The sequence below is a fragment of the Mesorhizobium sp. M4B.F.Ca.ET.143.01.1.1 genome (assembly GCF_004792275.1).
Taxonomy (GTDB): Bacteria; Pseudomonadota; Alphaproteobacteria; order Rhizobiales; family Rhizobiaceae; genus Mesorhizobium; species Mesorhizobium abyssinicae.
On the sequence record NZ_SRSR01000010.1, the window covers coordinates 77,787 to 98,556 of the forward strand.

14 protein-coding genes are annotated in these 20,770 nt (G+C 60.5%); 7 read left to right on the plus strand and 7 right to left on the minus strand.

Annotated elements, in window-relative coordinates; all coding sequences use genetic code 11:
- Nucleotides 1-81: 81 nt before the first annotated feature.
- The 3 genes from EN786_RS23415 to EN786_RS23425 form a co-directional block, all read right to left on the minus strand.
- Nucleotides 82-3,162 carry an adenylate/guanylate cyclase domain-containing protein gene (locus EN786_RS23415; protein ID WP_127310789.1) on the minus strand — a complete coding sequence of 1,027 codons (3,081 nt, stop codon included), beginning with the start codon at nucleotides 3,160-3,162 and terminating at the stop codon, nucleotides 82-84.
- Nucleotides 3,163-3,259: 97 nt separating this feature from the next.
- The gene (locus EN786_RS23420; protein WP_127310788.1) at nucleotides 3,260-5,128 is read right to left on the minus strand and encodes a hypothetical protein; all 1,869 of its coding nucleotides are present in this window, start codon (nucleotides 5,126-5,128) and stop codon (nucleotides 3,260-3,262) included.
- A 48-nt stretch (nucleotides 5,129-5,176) separates the two neighbouring features.
- A complete protein-coding gene (locus tag EN786_RS23425) occupies nucleotides 5,177-5,800 on the minus strand; it encodes a nuclear transport factor 2 family protein (RefSeq protein WP_187331229.1) in 624 nt (207 codons plus the stop codon).
- A 274-nt stretch (nucleotides 5,801-6,074) separates the two neighbouring features.
- Between EN786_RS23425 and EN786_RS23430 the strand changes: the two genes are divergently transcribed.
- The gene (locus tag EN786_RS23430) at nucleotides 6,075-7,142 is read left to right on the plus strand and encodes a M35 family metallo-endopeptidase (protein ID WP_127392099.1); all 1,068 of its coding nucleotides are present in this window, start codon (nucleotides 6,075-6,077) and stop codon (nucleotides 7,140-7,142) included.
- A 139-nt stretch (nucleotides 7,143-7,281) separates the two neighbouring features.
- Here the strand turns inward: EN786_RS23430 and EN786_RS23435 are convergent, their stop codons facing one another.
- Nucleotides 7,282-9,660 (minus strand): mechanosensitive ion channel family protein, encoded by a 2,379-nt coding sequence (locus EN786_RS23435; RefSeq protein ID WP_246688750.1) that lies wholly within the window; start codon nucleotides 9,658-9,660, stop codon nucleotides 7,282-7,284.
- Nucleotides 9,661-9,954: 294 nt separating this feature from the next.
- On the opposite strand from EN786_RS23435, the gene EN786_RS23440 reads away from it, so the two are divergent.
- From EN786_RS23440 to EN786_RS23450, 3 genes are read left to right on the plus strand one after another with little or no spacing between them, the layout of a single operon-like run.
- Nucleotides 9,955-11,169, plus strand: coding sequence for a glycosyltransferase family protein (locus EN786_RS23440; RefSeq protein ID WP_127283545.1), 1,215 nt, complete (start codon nucleotides 9,955-9,957; stop codon nucleotides 11,167-11,169).
- A 1-nt stretch (nucleotide 11,170) separates the two neighbouring features.
- Nucleotides 11,171-12,415, plus strand: a complete 1,245-nt coding sequence (locus tag EN786_RS23445; protein WP_127309846.1) for a glycosyltransferase family 4 protein — start codon at nucleotides 11,171-11,173, stop codon at nucleotides 12,413-12,415.
- Entirely contained in the window at nucleotides 12,412-13,563 is a 1,152-nt protein-coding gene (locus EN786_RS23450; protein WP_127309845.1) for a glycosyltransferase family protein, read from the plus strand. Before EN786_RS23445 ends, EN786_RS23450 begins: the two co-directional genes overlap by 4 nt.
- A 37-nt stretch (nucleotides 13,564-13,600) precedes the next feature.
- Here EN786_RS23450 and EN786_RS23455 read toward each other — a convergent pair whose 3' ends face one another.
- Nucleotides 13,601-14,272: a class I SAM-dependent methyltransferase gene (locus tag EN786_RS23455; protein WP_127309847.1), complete on the minus strand. Its 672-nt coding sequence runs from the start codon at nucleotides 14,270-14,272 to the stop codon at nucleotides 13,601-13,603.
- 264 nt (nucleotides 14,273-14,536) lie between these two features.
- Here EN786_RS23455 and EN786_RS23460 point away from each other — a divergent pair, with 264 nt between their 5' ends.
- The 3 genes from EN786_RS23460 (at nucleotide 14,537) to EN786_RS23470 (ending at nucleotide 18,881) form a co-directional block, all read left to right on the plus strand.
- Nucleotides 14,537-17,251, plus strand: coding sequence for an ABC transporter ATP-binding protein (locus tag EN786_RS23460; protein ID WP_128346031.1), 2,715 nt, complete (start codon nucleotides 14,537-14,539; stop codon nucleotides 17,249-17,251).
- 191 nt (nucleotides 17,252-17,442) lie between these two features.
- Nucleotides 17,443-17,898 carry a cyclic nucleotide-binding domain-containing protein gene (locus EN786_RS23465; protein ID WP_127284751.1) on the plus strand — a complete coding sequence of 152 codons (456 nt, stop codon included), beginning with the start codon at nucleotides 17,443-17,445 and terminating at the stop codon, nucleotides 17,896-17,898.
- Between the two features lie 128 nt (nucleotides 17,899-18,026).
- Nucleotides 18,027-18,881, plus strand: a complete 855-nt coding sequence (locus tag EN786_RS23470; protein WP_127284752.1) for an MBL fold metallo-hydrolase — start codon at nucleotides 18,027-18,029, stop codon at nucleotides 18,879-18,881.
- 1 nt (nucleotide 18,882) lies between these two features.
- Here the strand turns inward: EN786_RS23470 and EN786_RS23475 are convergent, their stop codons facing one another.
- Complete coding sequence (locus EN786_RS23475) at nucleotides 18,883-19,647, minus strand: polysaccharide deacetylase family protein (RefSeq protein WP_127309466.1); 765 nt, start codon at nucleotides 19,645-19,647, stop codon at nucleotides 18,883-18,885.
- Nucleotides 19,644-20,732, minus strand: a complete 1,089-nt coding sequence (locus tag EN786_RS23480) for a glycosyltransferase family 4 protein (RefSeq protein WP_127309467.1) — start codon at nucleotides 20,730-20,732, stop codon at nucleotides 19,644-19,646. The genes EN786_RS23475 and EN786_RS23480 overlap by 4 nt, the downstream gene beginning before the upstream one ends.
- Between the last annotated feature and the right edge of the window lie 38 nt (nucleotides 20,733-20,770).

Sequence of the window (20,770 nt, forward strand, 5' to 3'; positions counted from 1 at the left end):
GCTGCTGGAAACTTTCCAGCGAAATCAACAGCGGAGCTATCCAGCGCCCGCCGGCCGATCGTAGCTGGCACAAGGCGTCGATCACGCCACGTCTGCTGCGATGAACCAATCGTTGATCTCCCGCAATTCCGCACGGGCCTCTTCGAACCTGCCCTGTGACCGCAATAGCTTCGCCAGACTGGTGGTCGCCTGCAGCTCCCAACTCCTGGCGTTCTGCCGCCGCGCAAAGGCAATCGCCTCGCGGAAAGAAGCCTCTGCCGCCCTGTCTCCCGCTCCGTTTGCAAGTTCGATCTCACCGCGAATGCGAAGCAAGGCGGCTGTAAAGTAATGCTCGCCGATCTTTTCGGCCTCGTGCAGACCTTTCTCAACGGTCTCTGCCGCTATATCGAATTGCCCGGAGTTCATGAAAGCCTTGGCGAGTAAACCTAAATAACACGACTTGTCGACCTCCTGATCTTCAAGGTCATTTTCGGTCAATGCCATCATGTGGCTTCCCGCCAGATTGTCATCGAGGTCCGATGCAGCCAGGCCGCCAAAAAAGCGCGCCACCCTTGCCCAGAGATTGAAGCCATTTTCCTGCGCCAGCGGCAGGAGTTCGTCGGCCAGTCGAGCGATCAAACTGCTTTCTTCGCGGAAGGCGAACAACACGCAGCCGTTTCCCAGGCAAGCGGCCAAGCGATAGGCGGGCTGCTGCCGAACGGTCGTCTCGGCCTCGAGGTAGAGTTTGAGCGCCTGACGGCGATACCCCAGAATGTGCAAGGTCCAGGAAAGGTAGATCATGGCCATGCTCGGAAAGTCGCTGCCGACCTTGTCCGCGCTTTCCTTGTGGCTGAGAGCGCGCTCGAGATATTGCCGGGCCGCCACCAACTCGCCCTGACTGAACAGGGTCATCCCCTTGAACTGCAAACCTATGACGAGCGCATTCAGGTAGCCGCCCTCCTCGCCAACCCGGATCAACTCATCGCTGGCTGCAAGGGCCTTGCCAAACTGGCCCGAGTTGAAATGGGTTCCGAAAAGCCCGTCGAGCGCCCTGATCGTCGCTTCCGGTTCGCCGAGCTTCCCGCTCAGTGCTATGGCCCGCTGATATGCGGCACTGCCTTCGCCGGTCACGTAGCCTTGCGCGGCGTAGAGCACGTCGCCCAGCTCCAGTTCGAAGCGAAGCAGCTTGCGGCTGCGATCGTCGGAATCGGGCAAGAGTTTCGCGGCTTCAAGCCCCTTCCTGAAGATACGCACCGCGTCAGCTTTTGCCCAAGTCTTGGCTGCCTTCACCCCTGCCAGCAGCCAGTAATCAGCGGCGCGATCGAACAGACCTGCGTCGGCGAAATGCTCGGCGAGCACTTCGGGACGGGCAAAAGCCGCGTTGCGGTCGCGCAGTTCGATACATTCGGCAATCAACCGATGAATCTGCTGCGCACGTTCGTGCAGCATCGTGCCTCTGGCGGCCTGCTGCAGGAGCACGTGGCTGAACGAAAAGCCCGCGCCGGCTGTCCCTCGCTCGGCGACGACCAGCCCCGTGCGCATCAGGTCGCCAACTGCGTTGCGCAGCTCCGCTTCGGGCCAATCGCAAATCTCGCGCAGTATGTCGAAGTCAAATTTTCGGCCGATCGCCGCTGCGATCTGCGCAACTTCCTTTGCTGGCCCCAGCCTGTCGAGGCGGGCAAGCAGCAAGAACTGCAGGGAGTTTGGAATGTTGTTCGTGAGTGACAAACGCTTGGGCTGCGCTGCGTCCAGCCGCAACCCTGTTTCGACCACGCTCCGGGTAAGCTCTTCGATATAGAGCGGGACGCCTTCACTGCGATCGAGCACCACTGAAACATCAGCGGCGACCGCATTCGGACTGATGTCATGGACAATAGCTTCGGCATCCTCGCGTCCGAGCGCTTCAAGCCTGATGTGATGCACATCCGGCCTGTTGAACCATGGAAGGCTTGCGGTGTTCCTGCTCGATACGAGCAGCAGCGCGGGGGTCGCAGCCAGGCTGGCGACGATTTTGTCGAGAAGCTCGCGCGAGGTCGCATCGGCCCATTGTTCATCTTCGAACAAGATCAGGATCGGGGTGGTGCGCGCCAGATAACCGACCAGATCCATCAACGCCTGTTCGGCGATGTTGCGCTGCCGTTCGGCGCTAATTCCCTCGAGCCTGTCCGGCCTGGCCGTTGGTATCCCGAGCAGGCTTGAGAAGATCGCCAGCGCGACGTCGCTGGACACCGAACCCATCGACAATCCGTTGCTGAGCTTTCGGAGCTTTTCCTCCGTTGGGTCACCGTCCTCGATCGTTGCGATCCTCTGCAATTCGGCGAGGAACGGATAAAGGGTGCTGTTCTCGAAGGTCGGAGAACATTGCATGGTCAGCTGCGGAAAGCTGCGCAGGCGCTGCTGGATCTCGTTGAGCAACCGGGATTTGCCGATACCCGACTCTCCCGAGACCCACACCGCACTGCCGCGCCTGTCGCGCACGACGGTCTCCCAGCGCTCCATCAGCAGTCGCAGTTCGGCATTGCGGCCGCACAGCCTGGTCATATGCGCGCGCTTTGCAAAACGGGTCGGCACCATGCGCTGCCGCTGCACCTGCCAAACCTGGACCGGTTCGGCGAATCCCTTCAGCTCATGTTTGCCGAACCTGGTGAAATCGATTGCGCCGCTCGCCGCCTCGAAGGTCGCCGCGTCGACAAGGACCATATTCGGCTTGGCCAGTACCTGCAGCCGCGCCGCCAGATGCGCGACGTGGCCGAAGGCGACGGTGGATACGCCGCTCGGCGCGCCGACGAACTCCCCCACCACCACCTGGCCGCTCGCGATGCCCACCCGCACTTGCAACGGATATCCCTGATTTGCCGAGATGGTGGCCACCGCATCGACGATCTCGAGCGCCGCCAGCACCGCGACCTCGCTGTCGTCCTCGCCAGCTATCGGATAACCGAAATAGGCCTGTATGGCGTCGCCGATGTAGCTGGCCGTCACACCCTTGTGGCGCCGCACGACGCTGCTGCAGGTCTGCAGAAAGGTCTCAATCAGGCGTTGGAAATCCTCGGGATCCAGGCGGTCGGCATATTCGGTCGACCCCACCATGTCGCAAAACAGGATGGTGAGATAACGCCGCTCCGCAACAGACTTCGCCGGGCCGGGCAAAATCGGGCTAGCCAATGGAACCGGCGTGGTCACGCTCCGGGACCCTCCTTGGTGCGGCGACCATGTAGCACCCGGTCATGTTATCGCAAATCGCGGCGCTCACCAGCCGCTTTCGATCGCGTCAGATGGATCATCGATGCTCGTCACACCGAACGTCGGCATAGACCAAATGGTCTGCCTCGCTGAATGCCGCTTGGCTTTGGTCGAAGCAGAACCGTTTGGGCACCAGCCGGATCAAGGTGCGTCGGTTGCATTCGCCAGGCAGATCGATCTGGAAGGTGCGCGGCGACATCGACGGCGTCGGGTCGCTCCATTTCGTGTGGCCGGCAAACGAAACGTCCTGGACCAGCAAGCTGGAGCCGGCTGAACTGACGGGACCGGAGATGGCCACGGCGTCGGTTCCTTTTGCCTGCTCGATGCTCGGATATTCGCCGCTTTGCGGTGGATCCCCGTTTGCCGGAATCGCGGCGGCGCCGACTGCCACATTGATCCTGACATCGTCGCGCTCAGGAACGCCACCGTAGCTGTTGCGAAAGGTCCAGCTTACGCGAAGGACAGGCGTCTTCACCGCCGCTCCGGGCAGGGGAGGCAAAACCTGAATCCTGGCATCGGCGAGCGAAGAGCCTTCATCCTCCGCCTCCGCCTCCGGCGCCGGGCAGCCGGTGTAGAGCGGGCGGTAGCCGCACTCGGAGCCGCCGGCTCCCCACAGACAGTCGCTCAGCTTGCGCCAGTCTTCCGAGCTCAGTCGCGGCGCGCTGGAGGACAGGTCATTGCCCGACCCCGGCAACATCCAGGGATGCATGCCACCGCTGCCGGCCGCCCAGTTCGTGCGGTGTGCTTCTATCTCGGCGTAGACGACCTGTTCCTCGTGCAGCTCGAGCAACTGGACCCAGGTCGGCAACGTGACTGTCGGCTCGTGCCCCGCCGCGTCGGCGGCAAAACGGCGGCCCGTGACTTGTGTGGTAAGCGTGTGGCAGCTTGTGCAGTTGGCCGTCGGATCTTCGACCGTCCTGGCTTGGCTGAGTTCATTGCGGTAGGTGCCGGTGTAGCCGGAGCCGACCACGCGGAACGGCGCGTCCGGCAACCGCGGCCGGTGCGGTAGAAAATCGCCCAGGCTGAAGGCGGTCGATCTGGCATCGCCGGCCGAACGAAAACCGACCCTGCTCTGCGCAATGTGCGGATCGATCACATAGGGGCTTTTGTTGTCATGGCATGCATGGCACGAGATCTGGAACGTCGGATCATAGATTTTCTCCGCCGTGTCCCTTCCCGCTTCATCGGAATAGCTGCGCCCGCCCGGCGGAACGAGGGGCTTTGACCAATCGAACTGGCTCTGGTCCTTGCGGCCGTCGAAGAAGACAATTTCTCCGGATTTCCGGTTGAACCCGATGGTGCCGAAGACAGAAAACCTCGGATCCGACCGCGTCCAGTAGGGATCGGTGCTGACCTCCTGGCTGATATTCGATTTCCTGCAGAGGAACAGCCATTCCACGTTGCCGCGCACGACTCTGACGACACGTGAGTTCAGCCCACAGTAGGTCGTGCTGCCGGTCAGCGAAGGCTTGTCGCATTTGGGCAAAGTCGCCGTCCATTTCACCACCTCTCCGTTCTCGTTCCTGTGCTCGAACTCCAGCGGAGTGCCCGGTTTTGTTGGATTGGGCTTGAGGTCGACGACATTGCCGTCGACTTCCAGTGGGATGACCTTCATCTGTGGGCTGTCGCAATCGCCGTCGGGAATAGGACCGAAGATCGCTCGCGCTTCATCGCCAGACCTGGTTATGACGTCGGTGCTCTTTGAGGCCGGCGCCCAAAAGATGTCGGGATTCCATCGCGTAACGGCGTTGGCGAACGACTTCGAATCCAGGTCGTCCTGATCGGAGCCGTGCCTCTCACCGGCTTGCGGCGTCGATACGAAAGCTGCATGTCGAAGCCCGATCGTCCCGGATATTAGGACAAACACAATGCCGAGGACCGCAGCGATCAGCGCAACGGCACGCATTTCAGCCCACTGGAGCGTGCCAGTGAACCCATGGCCGATCTCTGGGCGTCATCGCTTCTTCGCTGCGATAGAGCCAGCAACATAGTCGGCGTGGACTGTAAGCGATTGAAATCGCCACCTGCCGTCGTCCCCCTTTACAAAAGAGGCCCGGGCATCCGCCGAATAGTCAAGAACCGGTGCCGGAGAGTGGGAGTCCTGCAGAGTCACCAGGACTATCGATTTGGTGTTCACCGTCTTATCGTCAACCACGTCGAACAAGGTATTGGTCACGAGGTGCCGAGTCTGGAGGCTATCGGTCTCCATCTTCTTAAGTATTATTGTCATCTGTCCGAGGAGATCGGTTGCCGACTCCGGACCCATGCCGAGTGTCAACTTGAGGATACTGTTGCCTGAACTGCAAATCTTATAGTAAGACGATCTCGGTTCCGCAAAGAGACCAGTGAACGCGGGTGCATTTCTTTCGTCGATCGTCCAGGCATAGCGGGACAAGAGATCTTGAATTGCTTGACGATCCTCGGCCGGAGGATTCTCGACATCCCAACCGGCAGTAGCATCTGTTCCGCAGGAATCAGCTGAAGCAGTGCCGCTTAAAGCAAAAAAGAACCCACAAACCAGGGCAAGATTTCTCAAACTCGCGCAGTTAGTGATTATGCCTTTCCAACGCTCGCTCATGATGGCCCCCTCTATGGAGCTTGATGGGAAAGTACCCATTCATCTTATACCACCCCGAAAGAGGTGTCAGTCGAAATCGCTGACATTCGCGGCAACGGACATGATTTCGCGTTCCTGTTTTTTTGAATCTGAGGTAAGTTGCAATGCCCAGCCCGCAGCAATTTCATTCCTAATTTGTAAGGTAGGCTGCGGGCGATTCAGGTATGTTATCGCAAACTAAAAACTCACGTAGACGCAGCAATTCCGTCTGATCGTGGTTATATGGGAGCGTAAAATGCCAAGTATTGTTCGGAGTGTGACGCTTGTACTTTTGTATTTTTTTAGCCTTGTGCCCTTGGCGTTTGCGCAGCAGAATCAGGAAATTGAGATAGTTCTGCAATCGCGCCTGACTTCTTATGGAAACGATACCCCCCTAACTATTGTTTTTACTCTCACGAACCGATCGGGCAGCCCGATCAGGGTGCTCAGATGGACCACGCCGATCGACGGCGTCTCGGGCCAAATTTTTTCAGTGACGAGAGGGTCGCAGCCAATTCAGTATATTGGCCCTTTGGTGAAGCGAGCAGAACCGACCGAGGCTGATTTTATCGATATCGAACCCGGACGATCGATTTCGGCGACCGTCGATCTGTCATTGTACTACGCCATCTATGAAGCAGGGAACTATGCGGTTACCTATGATACAGAGCGAGTGGGTCTGCTGGTTGGTCATCCAGCTGCCCTGAGACGCGCCCAGGTTCTGAGCAACGCCGCCACGTTCAGGCTTCTATCCGGTCGAATTCCTCCGGAACGGATACCGCTCTCGGCACCCAGATTCGACCATTGTGACAGCTCTCAACAGGCTGATATTGGCGCTGCGCTGGCGGAGGCAAACAACATAGCCTCGGCTGCCCTGCAGGTTTTGCAGGGCACGCCCTCTGCCCAGCAGCCGAATTCCCAACGATATCGGACATGGTTTGGGGCGCATACCGTAGGACTGTACGCAAAGACCACTGGAAATTTCTCGAAGATTGCGGATGCTCTTGCAAACAAGACAATAACGTTTGGATGCCACGGCAGCATCTGCGGACCGGATGTCTATGCGTATGTGTTCCGTGATCAACCTTATAATATTTTTGTTTGTCAAAAGTTCTGGTCGGCGGCTCTGAAAGGAACGGATTCAAGATCTGGAACGATTGTACACGAAATTAGTCACTTTGAGGTCGTCGCCTTCACGGACGACTATTCATCTGGCGGTCAAAATTTTGCCAAGATACTCGCGGTTGAAAACCCGCCGCAAGCTACAGAAAATGGCGATAGTCATGAATACTTTGCCGAAAATAGCCCCGAGCTTCCGATGTGAGGAACGCCACACCCAACTGAGCTAGCATGGATGCGGGTGCCGCATCGCCATCGGAAACGAGCAAGGATCACCGAGGGTTGCAGCCTCGTTGACGCAAATAATCAACATTCCGCTGCTACCAGCGGGCGTCACAGCTTTCCTACTCCGTTGTGCCGGCTTTTTTTCTGCGCCGATTGGTATGCGACTGCGCAACGGCCATTTTTAGCTCCGGTGTGATCTCCACAGGCGCATTCTCTGCCCCATGTGGGTTCTGCAGCCCCTCGACGTGGACGGTCGGGAATGGGAGTTCGATGCCCTGCTCCTTGAAGGCCTGGCGGAGGCGTAAAAAGAATCTGCCTTTCATAGCGAAGGCGCCTCCCGGTCTGGTTGTGACCTTGACCCTCAAGACGATGCCGTACTCACCGAACTCCTGTACGCCCTGCATCTTGATCGGTTCGATCACCCAGTTTTTGAATTCGGGGTCTTCCGCCAGTTCCAGGCCGATGCGCTTGATCAGCTTACGAGCGAAGTCGATGTCGGTGTCATAGCCGACGGTGATGTTGAATTTGTCGGTAACCCAGTCGCGGCTCTGGTTCTGGACGGCTCCGAGTTCACCGAACGGTATTGTGAACAGCGGGCCGCGATGGTGCCGCAGCTTCACCGAGCGCAGCGAAAAGCTCTCCACCGTACCCCTGTAGCTGCCCGATGAAATGTATTCGCCGACGCGAAACGCATCGTCGAGCAGATAAAACACGCCTGAGATCACGTCCTTGACGATGGTTTGCGCGCCAAAACCCACGGCGACGCCGACGACGCCGGCGCCGGCGATCAGCGGGCCGATCTGGATACCAATTGAGGCGAGCATCATCAGCACCGCCATAACGACGATCACTGCGAGCAGAATGTTCTGGATGATGGGCAACAGCGTGCGCAGCCGCGCCTGCTGCGGATCGAGGGTTGGGATGTCCTCCTCGCCGATCACCGCATGCGACGTTTCGATGCCCAGCTTTCGTTCGATCAAGGCCTTGATGATCGACCAGCCGAAATCGGCGGCAAGAGCAATGACAATGACATTGATCAGGCCGCGCAATATGAGCGTGGTCGTCGTATCGCCGTCTCGCATGGCCTGCATGTCCAGACCCCAGACACGCGCAAGAAGGTAAGCCGCCGCCAGGATCAGGATCATCCGGATTCCGCGATCGATCACAGCGATCGTCACCGCCGGGATCGTAGGCCGGCCGGCATCTTCCGAACCCGGCCGCAGAACGAAATTGACCCCGCGCTGCGTCAGCACGATTGCAAAAGGCAGGACGAATGCGGCCAAGGTAAACCAGAACCACGTGTACAGGCCGACGATGCGCTCCAGGAACAGAGCGACGAAATAGGCAGTCAACAGCCATGTCGCTGCCGTGTGGCCGTGCCCATCGCGCCGTGTCCTTGGCCGGCGCCAGACGGCAAGCAGCAGGAGCACCAGCAGCACGAAATCGGCGCCCACCGACAGCACCATCATGCCGTCACGGTCGATGCCGAGACCCGGCAGGAGGATAAACGCGGCGGCGAAGAAGGCGAAGACGCCGACGATCCGCGTCAGCCAATAGGACCAATGGTCGGCCGTCTCGTTGCTGACCGGCAAGGCACGAACCTCGACAGCGTTCTCGACCTGCATGAAGGAAGGGACGAGCAGGGCTATGAGGTACGTGCGCACCCCCCATGTAACGACTGCAGCCATCAGGAATGTCAGCACGATCTCACGGATGAGCATTGGCCAGTCGAACAGCATGAACGCGCCGGCGCTGCCCAGCGCGAACGAGACGATCAGCAGGCTGGAATAAAGCAGGCGGCCACCAATCTTCTTGGTCCGCCCGGTCGGCGTATCCTTCGATTGCGCGATGATCCAAAGGCGAAATGGACGCGTCAGCTTGTACGTTGCCCAGGTGAGCGCAAGGCCGGCAGCGATGAAAATCGCGATCAGCATCAATACGCCGGCAGGTCCCCTGCTGGACATATCCTCCATGGTCGCTTCCCGAACGCGCGCGAATTGGCCGGGCAGCGAGGGCAAGGTTCGCACGATCCGTTCGATGTGATGCTTGATCCGATCGAGCGTCGAGGATGCCATCGTGTTCATCTGGCCCGTTGCGGCCGCGGCGTCGGACGATGCGTCAGCCGGTGAAGCGCCTGCCGCGGCAGGGGCTGCCGTTGAACCGGCGTCCTGATTTCGTTGTTCGGCCACCCAGGCCTTCACCGACGGATCGTCGAGGAGTTCGAACAGCTGTTTGACCCTTTCGGGCGGGACGGTCGCCGGCGTCTGGGCCTGTGCCGGACCGGCCAGGAAGAGGGCTATCCCGACAACAAGGGACCCGGCAATCAGGGCAAACATCGCGGTTAGATATTGGAGACGTCGTGCCGGGCGCGCCGGATTCCTGGCTCCCAATCGTCGAATCATGAGCGGCATCGCGCTGTAGCCTTCCCTCAAATCGGCAAGCAAGACATCTATGCCCGTCGTTGCTCCTACCTTGAAGAAGCCCATGTTGTGGTGCAAGACGTCATCATTGCGAGCTAGACAATTGCGCGATATCGCCGCGCGTCCGTGCACACAACGAAGTGTGATTCTGGAGTGAATAGCGCCATCGGGCCTTTCGCGTTCGGCCCGGTCGGCGCAGTGTGCAGAGAAGTCGGTGGGTTCGCGGATTGCTAGGCGATCTGCGGCTTCTTGGGTGATTCAAATTGAAAATTGCGCCTTCATGTTTCAAAACAGGTCTGTAGACCAGGATGGTTTCGGAGCCTGCGGGTCGGTGACGGCCCTCAAGGCGAGAATTCGAAAAGACGTTCAACAATGACCCAGCACGCAGAAAACACTCGAATTCTCATGTACAGCCACGACACGTTCGGGCTCGGCCACCTGCAGCGCTGCCGGACTATCGCGCATTCGCTGGTCGAGGATTTCCGCGGACTTCAGGTGCTTATCATTTCGGGTGCGACCATCGCTGGCGCCTTTGATTACCGCGCCCGTGTCGACTTCGTGAAGATCCCCAGCGTCATCAAGTTGCGCAACGGCGAATACACCTCGCTGGAAAAGGATATCGATCTGCACGAGACGCTAAGGATGCGCCAGTCGATCATCCGCCACACGGCCGAGAGCTTTCGGCCGGATATCTTCATCGTCGACAAGGAACCGCTCGGCCTGCGCGGCGAGATCGAGGACACGCTGTCCTATCTCAAGACGCGAGGCACCACGCTCGTGCTGGGCCTGCGCGAGGTGATGGATGCGCCGCATCTGCTCGAAGCCGAGTGGGCACGCAGGGATGTGATGCGCAAGATTGGCATGTTTTACGACAAGGTCTGGGCCTATGGTCCGCCGGATTTCTACGATCCGTTGACCGGCCTGGATGTGCCGCCGGCTGTCAGGGCAAAGATGACCTTCGTCGGTTTCCTGCAACGGAGCCTGCCGCGGAACGAGTTGCCCGGCCATCGGCCCGAGGGCGACTATATCCTCGTTACCACCGGTGGCGGGGGTGACGGCGCCGAACTGATCCACGACGTTATCGATGCCTATCAGCAGGATCCGCAATTACAGCACAGGGCGCTGATCGTGCTTGGGCCTTACATGCCGGCGCGCAAGCGCAACAAGCTGCTCAGGAAGGGGTCCAAGATCCCCTACATCAAGATCATCGAGTTCGACAACCGCATGGAAGACCTGATTGCCGGCGCCAAGGCGGTTGTGGCGATGGGCGGTTACAACACCTATTGCGAGATCCTGTCTTTCGACAAGCCGGCGCTGATCGTGCCGCGCATCGAACCCCGCGAGGAACAGCTGATCCGCGCGCGGCGTGCAGCAGAACTCGGCCTCATCGAGATGCTTTTGCCGGAGGAGGCCAAGGATTCCCAGCGGTTTGCCGATGCACTGGTGGCGCTGCCGGACCGGCCTCGCCCGTCGCAGAGCAATCCGCATCTGACGCTGGAAGGGCTGCCTCATATTTCCGAAATCGTCGCAGAACTGCTCGACCGGCGGGCCGGCCATCACCTTTCGGTCATCGAAGGATCGAACTGAGTTGCAACGTCGCAAGATCGTCGTGGTTCTGAAGGGCTATCCGCGGCTGTCGGAAACCTTCATCGCGCAGGAACTGCTCGGTCTGGAGCGTGCGGGGTTCGACCTGGTACTCGTCGCGCTCAGGCGGCCGACCGACGCGAAACGCCACCCCGTGCATGACGAGATCAAGGCGCCGGTCCATTATCTGCCGGAATATCTGCATCAAGAGCCGCTACGCGTGGTTCGCTCGCTGTTTGCCTGTCTGCCGCGTCCGGGCTTCTGGCGCGCGCTCGGATCGCTGGCCACCGATATCCCCCGCGACTTTACGCGCAATCGCGTGCGCCGCTTCGGGCAGGCACTCGTGCTGGCCGCCGAATGGCCGCAAGACGCGGGATGGTTGCATGCGCACTTCGTGCACACGCCGGCATCGGTGACGCGCTATGCCAGCCTGCTTCTTGGTCTGCCCTGGAGTTGCTCGGCCCATGCCAAGGACATCTGGACTTCGGCGGACTGGGATCTGGCCGGCAAGCTGTCCTCGGCGCGTTGGACGGTCACCTGCACAAGAACAGGCTTCGACCGTCTGAAGGAACTCGCCAACGGCAACTCGTCCGTACATCTGAGCTATCATGGGCTCGATCTTGATCGCTTCGGCAGCTTCGGCGAGGCGCGAAAGCAGCATGACGGCTCGGCGCCGGGCGAACCGGTTGTCGTTCTCAGTGTCGGGCGCGCCGTCGAAAAGAAGGGTTACGATATCTTGCTGGAGGCCCTTGCCCTCCTGCCAGCCGATTTGGCGTGGCGTTTCGAGCACATCGGCGGCGGCGAGGAACTGGAACGGCTCAAGGCGCTGGCGCTAAAGCTCGGCCTGGATGGTCGCGTCGCTTGGAAAGGTGCGCTTGCGCAGGAGGAGGTGCTTGAGCACTATCGAAGCGCCGACATTTTCGCCCTGGCCTGCAGGATCACTGCAAATGGTGACCGGGACGGCCTGCCGAATGTTCTGGTCGAGGCGGCCAGCCAGCGGCTTGCCTGCGTGTCGACCGACATTTCCGGCGTGCCGGAGCTTTTATCGCCGGATGAAACCGGGCTGCTGGTTCCGACGGAAAACCCGATTGCCTTGGCACAGGCGCTGGAGCGCCTGATCCGTGATCCCGCGCTGCGCGCTCGCCTCGGCGACGCCGCCGAACGGCGCGTGCGAAGCAATTTCGACCATATGGCAAGCATTGGGCAGCTCAAACAGCTGTTCCAACAGGAGTGGCAGGCTGCCGAATGATGCGGCTGCGCGCCTTCTTGTATGTCCAGCACCTGCTCGGCATCGGTCATCTCGCGCGCACCAGCCGCATCGCGGCGGCTCTGGTCGATGATGGGTTTGACGTCACCGTCGTGACCGGCGGAGCGCCGGTCGCGGGATTTCCGGGACCGGGGGTAAAGTCGGTAATCCTGCCACCTGTCACCTCAAGTGATGAAGGATTTTCCGGCCTTGTCGACCTGCAAGGCAAACCCATCGACGATGATTTCAAGAAGCGGCGTTCAGAGATGCTGCTGCAGGCATTTCGGGATTGCAGGCCTGATATCGTCATGATCGAGGCGTTTCCATTTGGACGCCGGCAGATGCGTTTCGAACTCATGCCGCTGATCGAGGCCATCGACGCGACATCGCCCAGGCCGCTGTTGGCGACGTCTGTCCGTGATATCCTTCAGGAGCGCGTCAAGCCGGGCCGAAACGAGGAAACGGTCGATCTTATCAACAGGCATTTCGACGTTGTCATGGTTCACGGCGATCCGGCTTTCGCAACCATCGACAAGACATTTCCACTGGCCGGGGCGATCACAGCCGAGGTCACCTACACGGGGCTCGTTGCCGCGCCGCCACCGCCCGCGGCCTCCGAGCGCTTCGACGTTCTGGTGTCGGTTGGCGGCGGCGCTGCCGGAAAACACCTGGTCAGATCCGCCATCGCCGCCGCAAGGAATGCCAACAACGCTTGGAAATGGTGTTTGATCACCGGCCCAAACTTGCCGAAAGACGAATTTGACGCGATCGCGCGCGATGCCACGCCGGGGCTGTCCATCTTCCGGTTCCGCGAGGATTTCGCCAGCCTGCTGACCGGCGCCCGCCTGTCGGTCTCGCAGGCGGGTTACAACACGGTCTGCGATGTCCTGCGCGCCGGTTGCCGCTCCCTGCTGGTTCCATTTGCAGCCGGTGGGGAGACCGAACAAACGGTTCGCGCCCTGATGCTCGAAGAACTCGGTCTTGCAACGGTGCTGACGGAAAAGGACTTAACGCCTGAAGGTTTGGCGCAAGCGATCGAACAGGCGCTGGTGGCGCCGGCGCCATCCGCGCATCGCCTCGACCTGGAAGGCGCGCATCACGCGGCGCAAATCCTGCGCGAGCGGCATCGAGCCTGGTCCTTGAAATCCTAACGCGGGTCGCGTCCGTGTTAGAGACGCGCAAAGCGCTTCAAACAGTTCCAATCAGCATGAAGCGCGTATATTTCTTCGTCGGCAGCTCGCCGGAGAACCTGATCTCGCGCAGCGCCGCCATGGCTTCGAACGCTGCAAGTGAAGCCACGCAGTTGATGTGCGTCGGCTCGCTGAAATAGTCGTTCGATTGCAGCAGGACAGTCGTGCCGCGCGGAAGCAGAGCAAGCCAGGCGCCGAGATCGGCTATGTGTTCACAGCTTGTATTGACCACCAGGTCGGGTTGCCCGGCCGCATAGTCGAGTGCGTACATATCGTCCGTCAGCGCCCGGAACCGGTCGCCGGCTTCCCGGTTGAGGGTCAGGGCCACCGCGCCGACTTCGGGATCGATATCGATGCTATCGACCGCCGCTATGTCGAAACGGGCGTCGTTGAAAAGCATTGCCGGCAATACGCCGTACCATCCACCCAGCACCCATATGCGCTCGAACCGGCCGCCGCAGCTTTCGAAAAGCCTGTCGAGCGCCCACATCTTGCAGGCGACCTGTTTGTGGTTGAAGGCGTTGGCGATGTCGGCCCGCGGATGCTTGGCGATGACGCGCGCCAGCCCGCTCACGAGAGGGTGGTTGACATAGGCAGCAATTCCCCGCGTAAGGTCCAGGGCCTGCTCGTGCCCGTCCAAGGCGGCATTGCGTGGTTGCGTGACATCCATCATAGTCGTCTTGTATGGTGGGATTTCGGGCGACACAACGCAATCTTGCCCCCCGCAAGGCTGTTTGATCCGGGACGTGATTATGCTGTTAGCCGCTTCGCCATTGCCCGGAGAGGGCCGGTTGCATCTGTCCGGACCGAAGGCGTCCTGGGTGGGCTGCGGCTGCGAGCTTGTCTTTGGCGACGAAGACCTTGCCGATGCGCCCTTCGCCGGCAGGTGCTCTCACATCCTGCATCCTTCCAGCTGAAGGACCCACAGTCGCATATGGAACCCAGCCTAGCCCGCTATATCTGGAGGCACACCAGGAAGCAGCAGCTCTGGATATTGATGATCGTCCTGCTTTCGATGATCCCGTATTTCATGTCCTTCGACCTGCCGAAGCTGATCGTCAACGGCCCGATCCAAGGCAAAGGCTTCGAGCAACCGGGCGCCACCCAGCCATTCATGAGACTGCACTATGACCTGCCGTTCATTGGCGAGGTCCAGTTCTTCTCCGGCTTTCAGCTCGACCGCTCGGCAACGCTGCTTGCCCTAAGCGTCGTGTTCCTGTTGCTGGTCGTCATCAACGGCTTGTTTAAACTCTACATCAACACCTACAAGGGCCGCCTCGGCGAACGCATGCTGCGGCGTATCCGCTTCGATCTGGTTGATCGAGTGCTGCGGTTTCCGCCGTTTTACTTCAAACGGGTGAAATCCGCCGAAGTGGCGACCATGGTCAAGGACGAGGTGGAGCCGCTGGGCGGCTTCATCGGCGACGCCTTCCTGCAGCCGGTGCTGCTCGGCGGCCAGGCGCTGACGGCCATGCTGTTCATCATGGTCCAGAATTTCTGGCTCGGAACGATAGCGGTCGTGATCGTGGTGATCCAGATCGTGCTGATCCCGCGAATGCGGCGGCGGCTGATCGTCCTCGGTCGCGAACGGCAGCTGACGGCGCGCGCGCTTTCGGGCCGGGTTGGCGAAATCGTCGACGGCATCGGCGCGGTTCACGTCCACGACACCTCGAACTACGAGCGCGCCGACATAGCTGCCCGGCTAGGGCTCATCTTCAAGATCCGCTTCGATCTTTACCAATGGAAATTCATGGTAAAGTTCCTCAACAATTTTCTCGCGCAGCTGACGCCCTTCCTGTTCTACATGATCGGCGGGTATCTGGTCATCGAGGGGCGGCTGGACGTCGGCCAGCTCGTGGCCGTGATCGGCGCCTACAAGGACCTGCCCGGACCGATGAAGGAACTGATCGACTGGGATCAGGCGCGGCAGGATGTCCAGGTCAAATATCAGCAGGTCGTCGAACAGTTCACCGTCGACGGTGTCATTGCGCCGACAATCGGGGCATTGACGATCGACGCCCCCGGGCCGATGACCGGCCCGCTGTCGGCGATCGGTCTGTCGATAGCGGACGATGGCGGTGCATTGCTCCTCGACCGTATCTCCCTCCAGGTCAAGCCGGGTGAGACGGTGGCGCTGGTCAGTACCGCAACAGGTGGAGCGGAGGCGCTGGCGGAAGCCTTCGCGCGGCTGAACCGGCCGAAAGGCGGCAAGGTCGCTTCGGGCGCCCACGACCTGCTTGAACTCCCCGAAGCAGTGACCGGCCGGCGCATGTCCTATGCCTCGTCGGATGTTTTCCTGTTCCAGGCAAGCCTCCGCGACAACCTGCTCTACGGGTTGAAGCATGCGCCGCTGACATCGGTGACTTATGACGGCGCTGCGGCAGACCAGCGCCGATGGAACATCCACGAGGCGCGCCGGTCGGGCAATCCCGATCATGATATCCAAAGCGACTGGATCGACTACGCTTCCGCCGGCGCTACCGGCCCGCACGACCTCTTTGAAGCCGTGCGCCGGGTGCTCGACGCGGTTATTCTGTCGCGCGACATTCTGGATCTTGGCCTGCGCTCTTCGGCCGACCTGACGCGTCACACGGAGCTTGCCAGGCGAATCGTCGAACTGCGTGCGGCGCTGCGAACGCGGCTGGAACACGAAGGGCTGAGCGGACTGGTGGTTCCTTTCGAACCGGGCGCCTACAACAAGGAAGCAACGATCGGCCAGAACCTGCTCTTCGGCGCTGCCGCCGGCCCCGAACTGGCCGACAGGGCTCTGGCGGCCAATCCGTATTTTGCTTCTGTGCTGAGCCAGGCCGGCCTCGACCGCACGCTCTACGAAATGGGCATGGAGATCGCCGACCAGGCGATCGAGCTGTTTGCCGACCTGCCGCCCGATCACCAGTTCTTCCAGCAGCTCGCCTTCATGAGCGCCGAGGAGATACCCGCCTACGAAACCTTGCTGCAACGGCTCAAGAACCGTCCCTACGAGGCGGTCTCAGAGAACGATCGCGCCATGATCGTCACCTTGAGCTTTGCCTATATCGAGCCCCGGCATCGCTTCGGCCTGCTGAGCGACGAGCTGATGAGCAAGATCGTCGCTGCGCGCAACGGATTCTATGAAAACCTGCCGCCCGAGCTGCAGAATGCGGTCGAACGGTATGATCCCGCCAAATACATCGCCGCGGCTACCGTCATGGACAATGTCCTGTTCGGCCGCGTGGGCAACAACCATCCCGACGCGCCGGACCGCATACGCTCCATCGTCTATGACATTCTTGACGAGCTGGGGCTCTATGCCGAAGTTCTGGATGTCGGTCTGGACTTCAATGTCGGTTCCGGCGGTAGGCGGCTGACCGGTGGACAGCGCCAGAAGCTCGACGTCGCCCGGGCCTTGCTCAAGCGTCCCGATTTTCTCATTCTCAACCGGCCGCTGTCGGCGCTCGACCAGCGTATGCAGGACAAGGTGCTGCAAAACGTGCTCGAGGAGGCCAGACGCGACGGCCATTCGCCGGCAATTGTGTGGGTGGTGACGAATCCGGCAATGGGGATGATGTTCGATCGCGTTGTCGTCTTCGACTCGGGCCAATTGGTTGAAGACGGAACACACGAGACACTTTTGGCGGAGAGCGGTATCTTCAAGGAACTGCTATCATAGAGCATTGGACATTCAGATGGGATCATTCTGCCGGTGGGAACTTGTGGCAAGGTCAAGGGATTCGGGTTTCCGGCTGATCGGGCCCGCCACCTTTCGCGTGGTTCGTCCCGCTACCCGGAAACAGAATTGATCCTATCTGGGGGTCGGTTGTTCTAGTCTCGCAGACGTGAGTTTTGGGAAGGTTCGCGACAATGCTGCTCAAGGATGAGGTTGGAATGCTGCAACGCGTTCCCTTGTTCTCTGGCATAGAGCCGACAAAGCTCAAGCTGCTTGCGTTCACATCCGATCGCGTGAGCTACGCCGCCGGCCAGATCCTTTTCCGGCAGGGTGATGAGGGAGATGCGGCCTATGTCATCCTTTCAGGCAGGGCGGATATTCTGGTCGATTCCGACAGCGGACCGATAAAAGTTGCCGAACTGCTGCCAAATTCGATCGTTGGCGAGATCGCCATATTGTGCAACAGCTCCCGCACGGCCACCGTCAGAGCCGCAAGTCCGGTTGAAGCCTTGAGAATTCACAAGGATCATTTCCTAAGGCTTATGAAGGAGTTCCCGGAAATGACCATCGAGATGGTTCGGGTTCTTGCCGATCGCCTGAGCCATACGACCGCGGATCTGATCGACGCGCGAAGCGCCAATAACGAATGAATTGCGCTCGATCCTTGCCGTCGTGATGGCACGGGCCTCTCACGGACAAGGTCATCAGGAGGAAAACCTTTCTCGCCTAGCAGCAGTTGTTTGGCTACGATGGCCGAGGGGGACTACGAAGGGCTTGCATGGACGACGACGTTTTCCTGGTCAGGTTTTGGGGCGTGCGCGGCAGCATTTCGGTATCGGGGCCAGAATTCTCTCGTTATGGCGGCAACACAATCTGCATCGAGATGCGATGCGGCAAGCATACGCTTCTATTCGACGCGGGCTCTGGCCTGCGGCCTGCCGGCTGGGCGCTTCGTGCGTCGGGCGTGACCGATTTCGATCTGTTTTTCACGCATTGTCATTACGATCACATCATCGGGCTGCCGGCCTTTAAGCCGATGTATGACCGGAGCGTCAAACTCAGGCTTTGGTCCGGGCATCTTGCAGGACGCATGACGACCCGGCAGATGGTCGATGAGTTCATGCGGCCGCCCTGGTTTCCGGTGAGACTGGATGTCTGCAAGGCAAGCCTCGACTATCGCGATTTCGTATCCGGAGACGTGCTTCGGCCGCGCCAAGGGGTGGTGGTCCGAACCGGCAGTCTCACCCATCCCGGTGGCTGCATAGGCTACCGGGTCGAATGGGGTGGCCGCGTCGTGGCGGTGATCACGGACACCGAGCACGAGCCGGGCCAGCTCGATCAGGCGATCCTCGATCTCATCGAGGATGCCGACCTCGTCATTTACGATTGCACCTACACCGAGGAGGAAATGGAGCGCTACCGCGGCAACGGGCACTCGACATGGCAACAGGGAGTCAAGCTCTGTGAGGCTGCCGGCGCGCGGGGGCTTGCCCTGTTTCACCACGATCCGTCGCGCACCGACGATCAGTTGGACGAGATGGAGAAATTGGCCAAAGACCGGTTTGCAGGCGCTTTTGCCGCGCGGGATGGCCAGACGCTCGAATTTCCCGTCTCATCGCATAAAAAGCGCTGAGCTATTTTCCTTTGCCGGCGCTGCGCCCGATCAATGTCCTGATCGGAAGCCATGCGCAGCCTTCAGCCTGTGCGGTGACTGCGAACAGCCGTTCGAGGAAAAGCCAGGCCGATTCATCATGCACGAGATGGTGGGTGAGCAGGCCGACCGGTTCGCCGCCATCGAATGCCTGCTGCAGTTGCGCGACGATAGCCTGAACCAACAGGCCATGATCGCGGCAACCGCGCGTGCCATGCCAATCCATGATGTCGACATTGCTGTTGATGACCGCCAGCGAAGCCGGCTTCGGCGGCCCGTAGACCGACAATGCCGCAAATCCTATCGATCCAAGGTCGGAAACCAGGCCGGCGTCGATCCTGTTCCAGGGTGGCACCAGCATCGGAACGGCACGTGCGCCGTGCAGGCCGGTTACGTGCGACAGCCCGCGCGCCAGATCATCGAGCATCGCCTCGCGTGGCCGATGCGGGCCGAGCTCCTGCTTTTTCTGGTCCTCTGGCGCATGATTCCGGTGCGCCCAGCCATGGATTGCGACCGTGGCATGCGGCGCCTCGTCAAGCCGGGCGACAAGCTTCTCATCAGTCCGGGCCGGAATCACGGCCAGGGCGACCGGAACCGCGAATGCACCGGTGAGGCGGAGCAGCCGGTCAAGCGCGGGCGTCGGATCCACGGCGTCATCGTCGCGCAGCCAGAACTCTGCCTTGCGGCCCACCCGTTGCCGACGCGCCAGTTCTTCCACCAGGGGTTGCCAGATCCGATCGGGTGTCATGAAACCGGGATCTTCGCAAGAAGTTCGGTCAGACGCGCAGCCGCCGCACCGAGGGAACGCTCTTCGAGGGTGAAGCGTCTGGCTTCCGCGGCCATGATGGTTCTTTCGTCGTTCCGGGTCAGGAGCCTTTCAATGGCGGAAGCGAATGCCGCCACATCGCCCGGCGGGGTGAGAAACCCGGTCTGGCCATCCCGCACGACCTCCGGCACGCCGGCGATGTCCTGAGCTACCACCGGAAGGCCGGCGGCCTGTGCTTCAAGATAGGCAATGCCATAGGCTTCGCCGAAACCCGGCCAGACGTAAATTCCCCCACCGTAGAGGACATCCGGCACGGCGGTTGGCTCAATCGCGCCAAGCCATTCGATACGGTCGGCGGGCAGGCCCGCGAATTGCGCTTTGACCTCTTCACGGGCAGGCCCGTCCCCGACGACCGAAATGGTCCAGGGCAGGTGGCCGATCGAGCCGAGCGCTTGCGCCAGCATGCGATAGCTTTCGAGCTTGTCGCCCGGGCGCATCATGGCGACGGTAATGAGGCGCGTCGGACAGCCCCGTGTCGGGGTTTCCCGGAATGCCGATGTGTCGATGAAGGGCGAAAGCATGCCCAGAGCGGCATCGGGTATCGCCTCTGCCAGTCCCTGACGATCCCTTTGCGTGAAGCAGATGTTCAGCGCCGCCTGTTCGACGGCTCGCACCACCAACGCTTGCGCATCGGCCCACAAACCGGTGTTGCGCCGCCTCGAATAGGAGGCTTCCGCTGTCACATAAGGGACGGCAAAGGCCGATGCCAGCTCTGGCCCGATCGGGTCGGGCGCCTTGTAATAGGGATGATAGGTGAACCAGAGATCGGGTTTGCCGTCATGATCCCAAAGCCTTGCCAGCCGCGCCGCTTCCGCTCGGGCCTCGATCTTGAGCGCATCGAAACTTTTCGACTCCGGTTCGCGTAGATAGAAGCGCAATTCGGAAGCCAGTTCGACGCTATGCCCGCCGCGCTCCAGCGCCTTGACCAGCGCCCTTGCCATCTGGCGGTCGCCGGAGGCAACGGGATGATTGAGTGACTTCAGCGGCGCGTAGAAGGCAATTCGCATTTCCGGACCCTATCATCGCAAAGCCAGCGCAAGTCAAT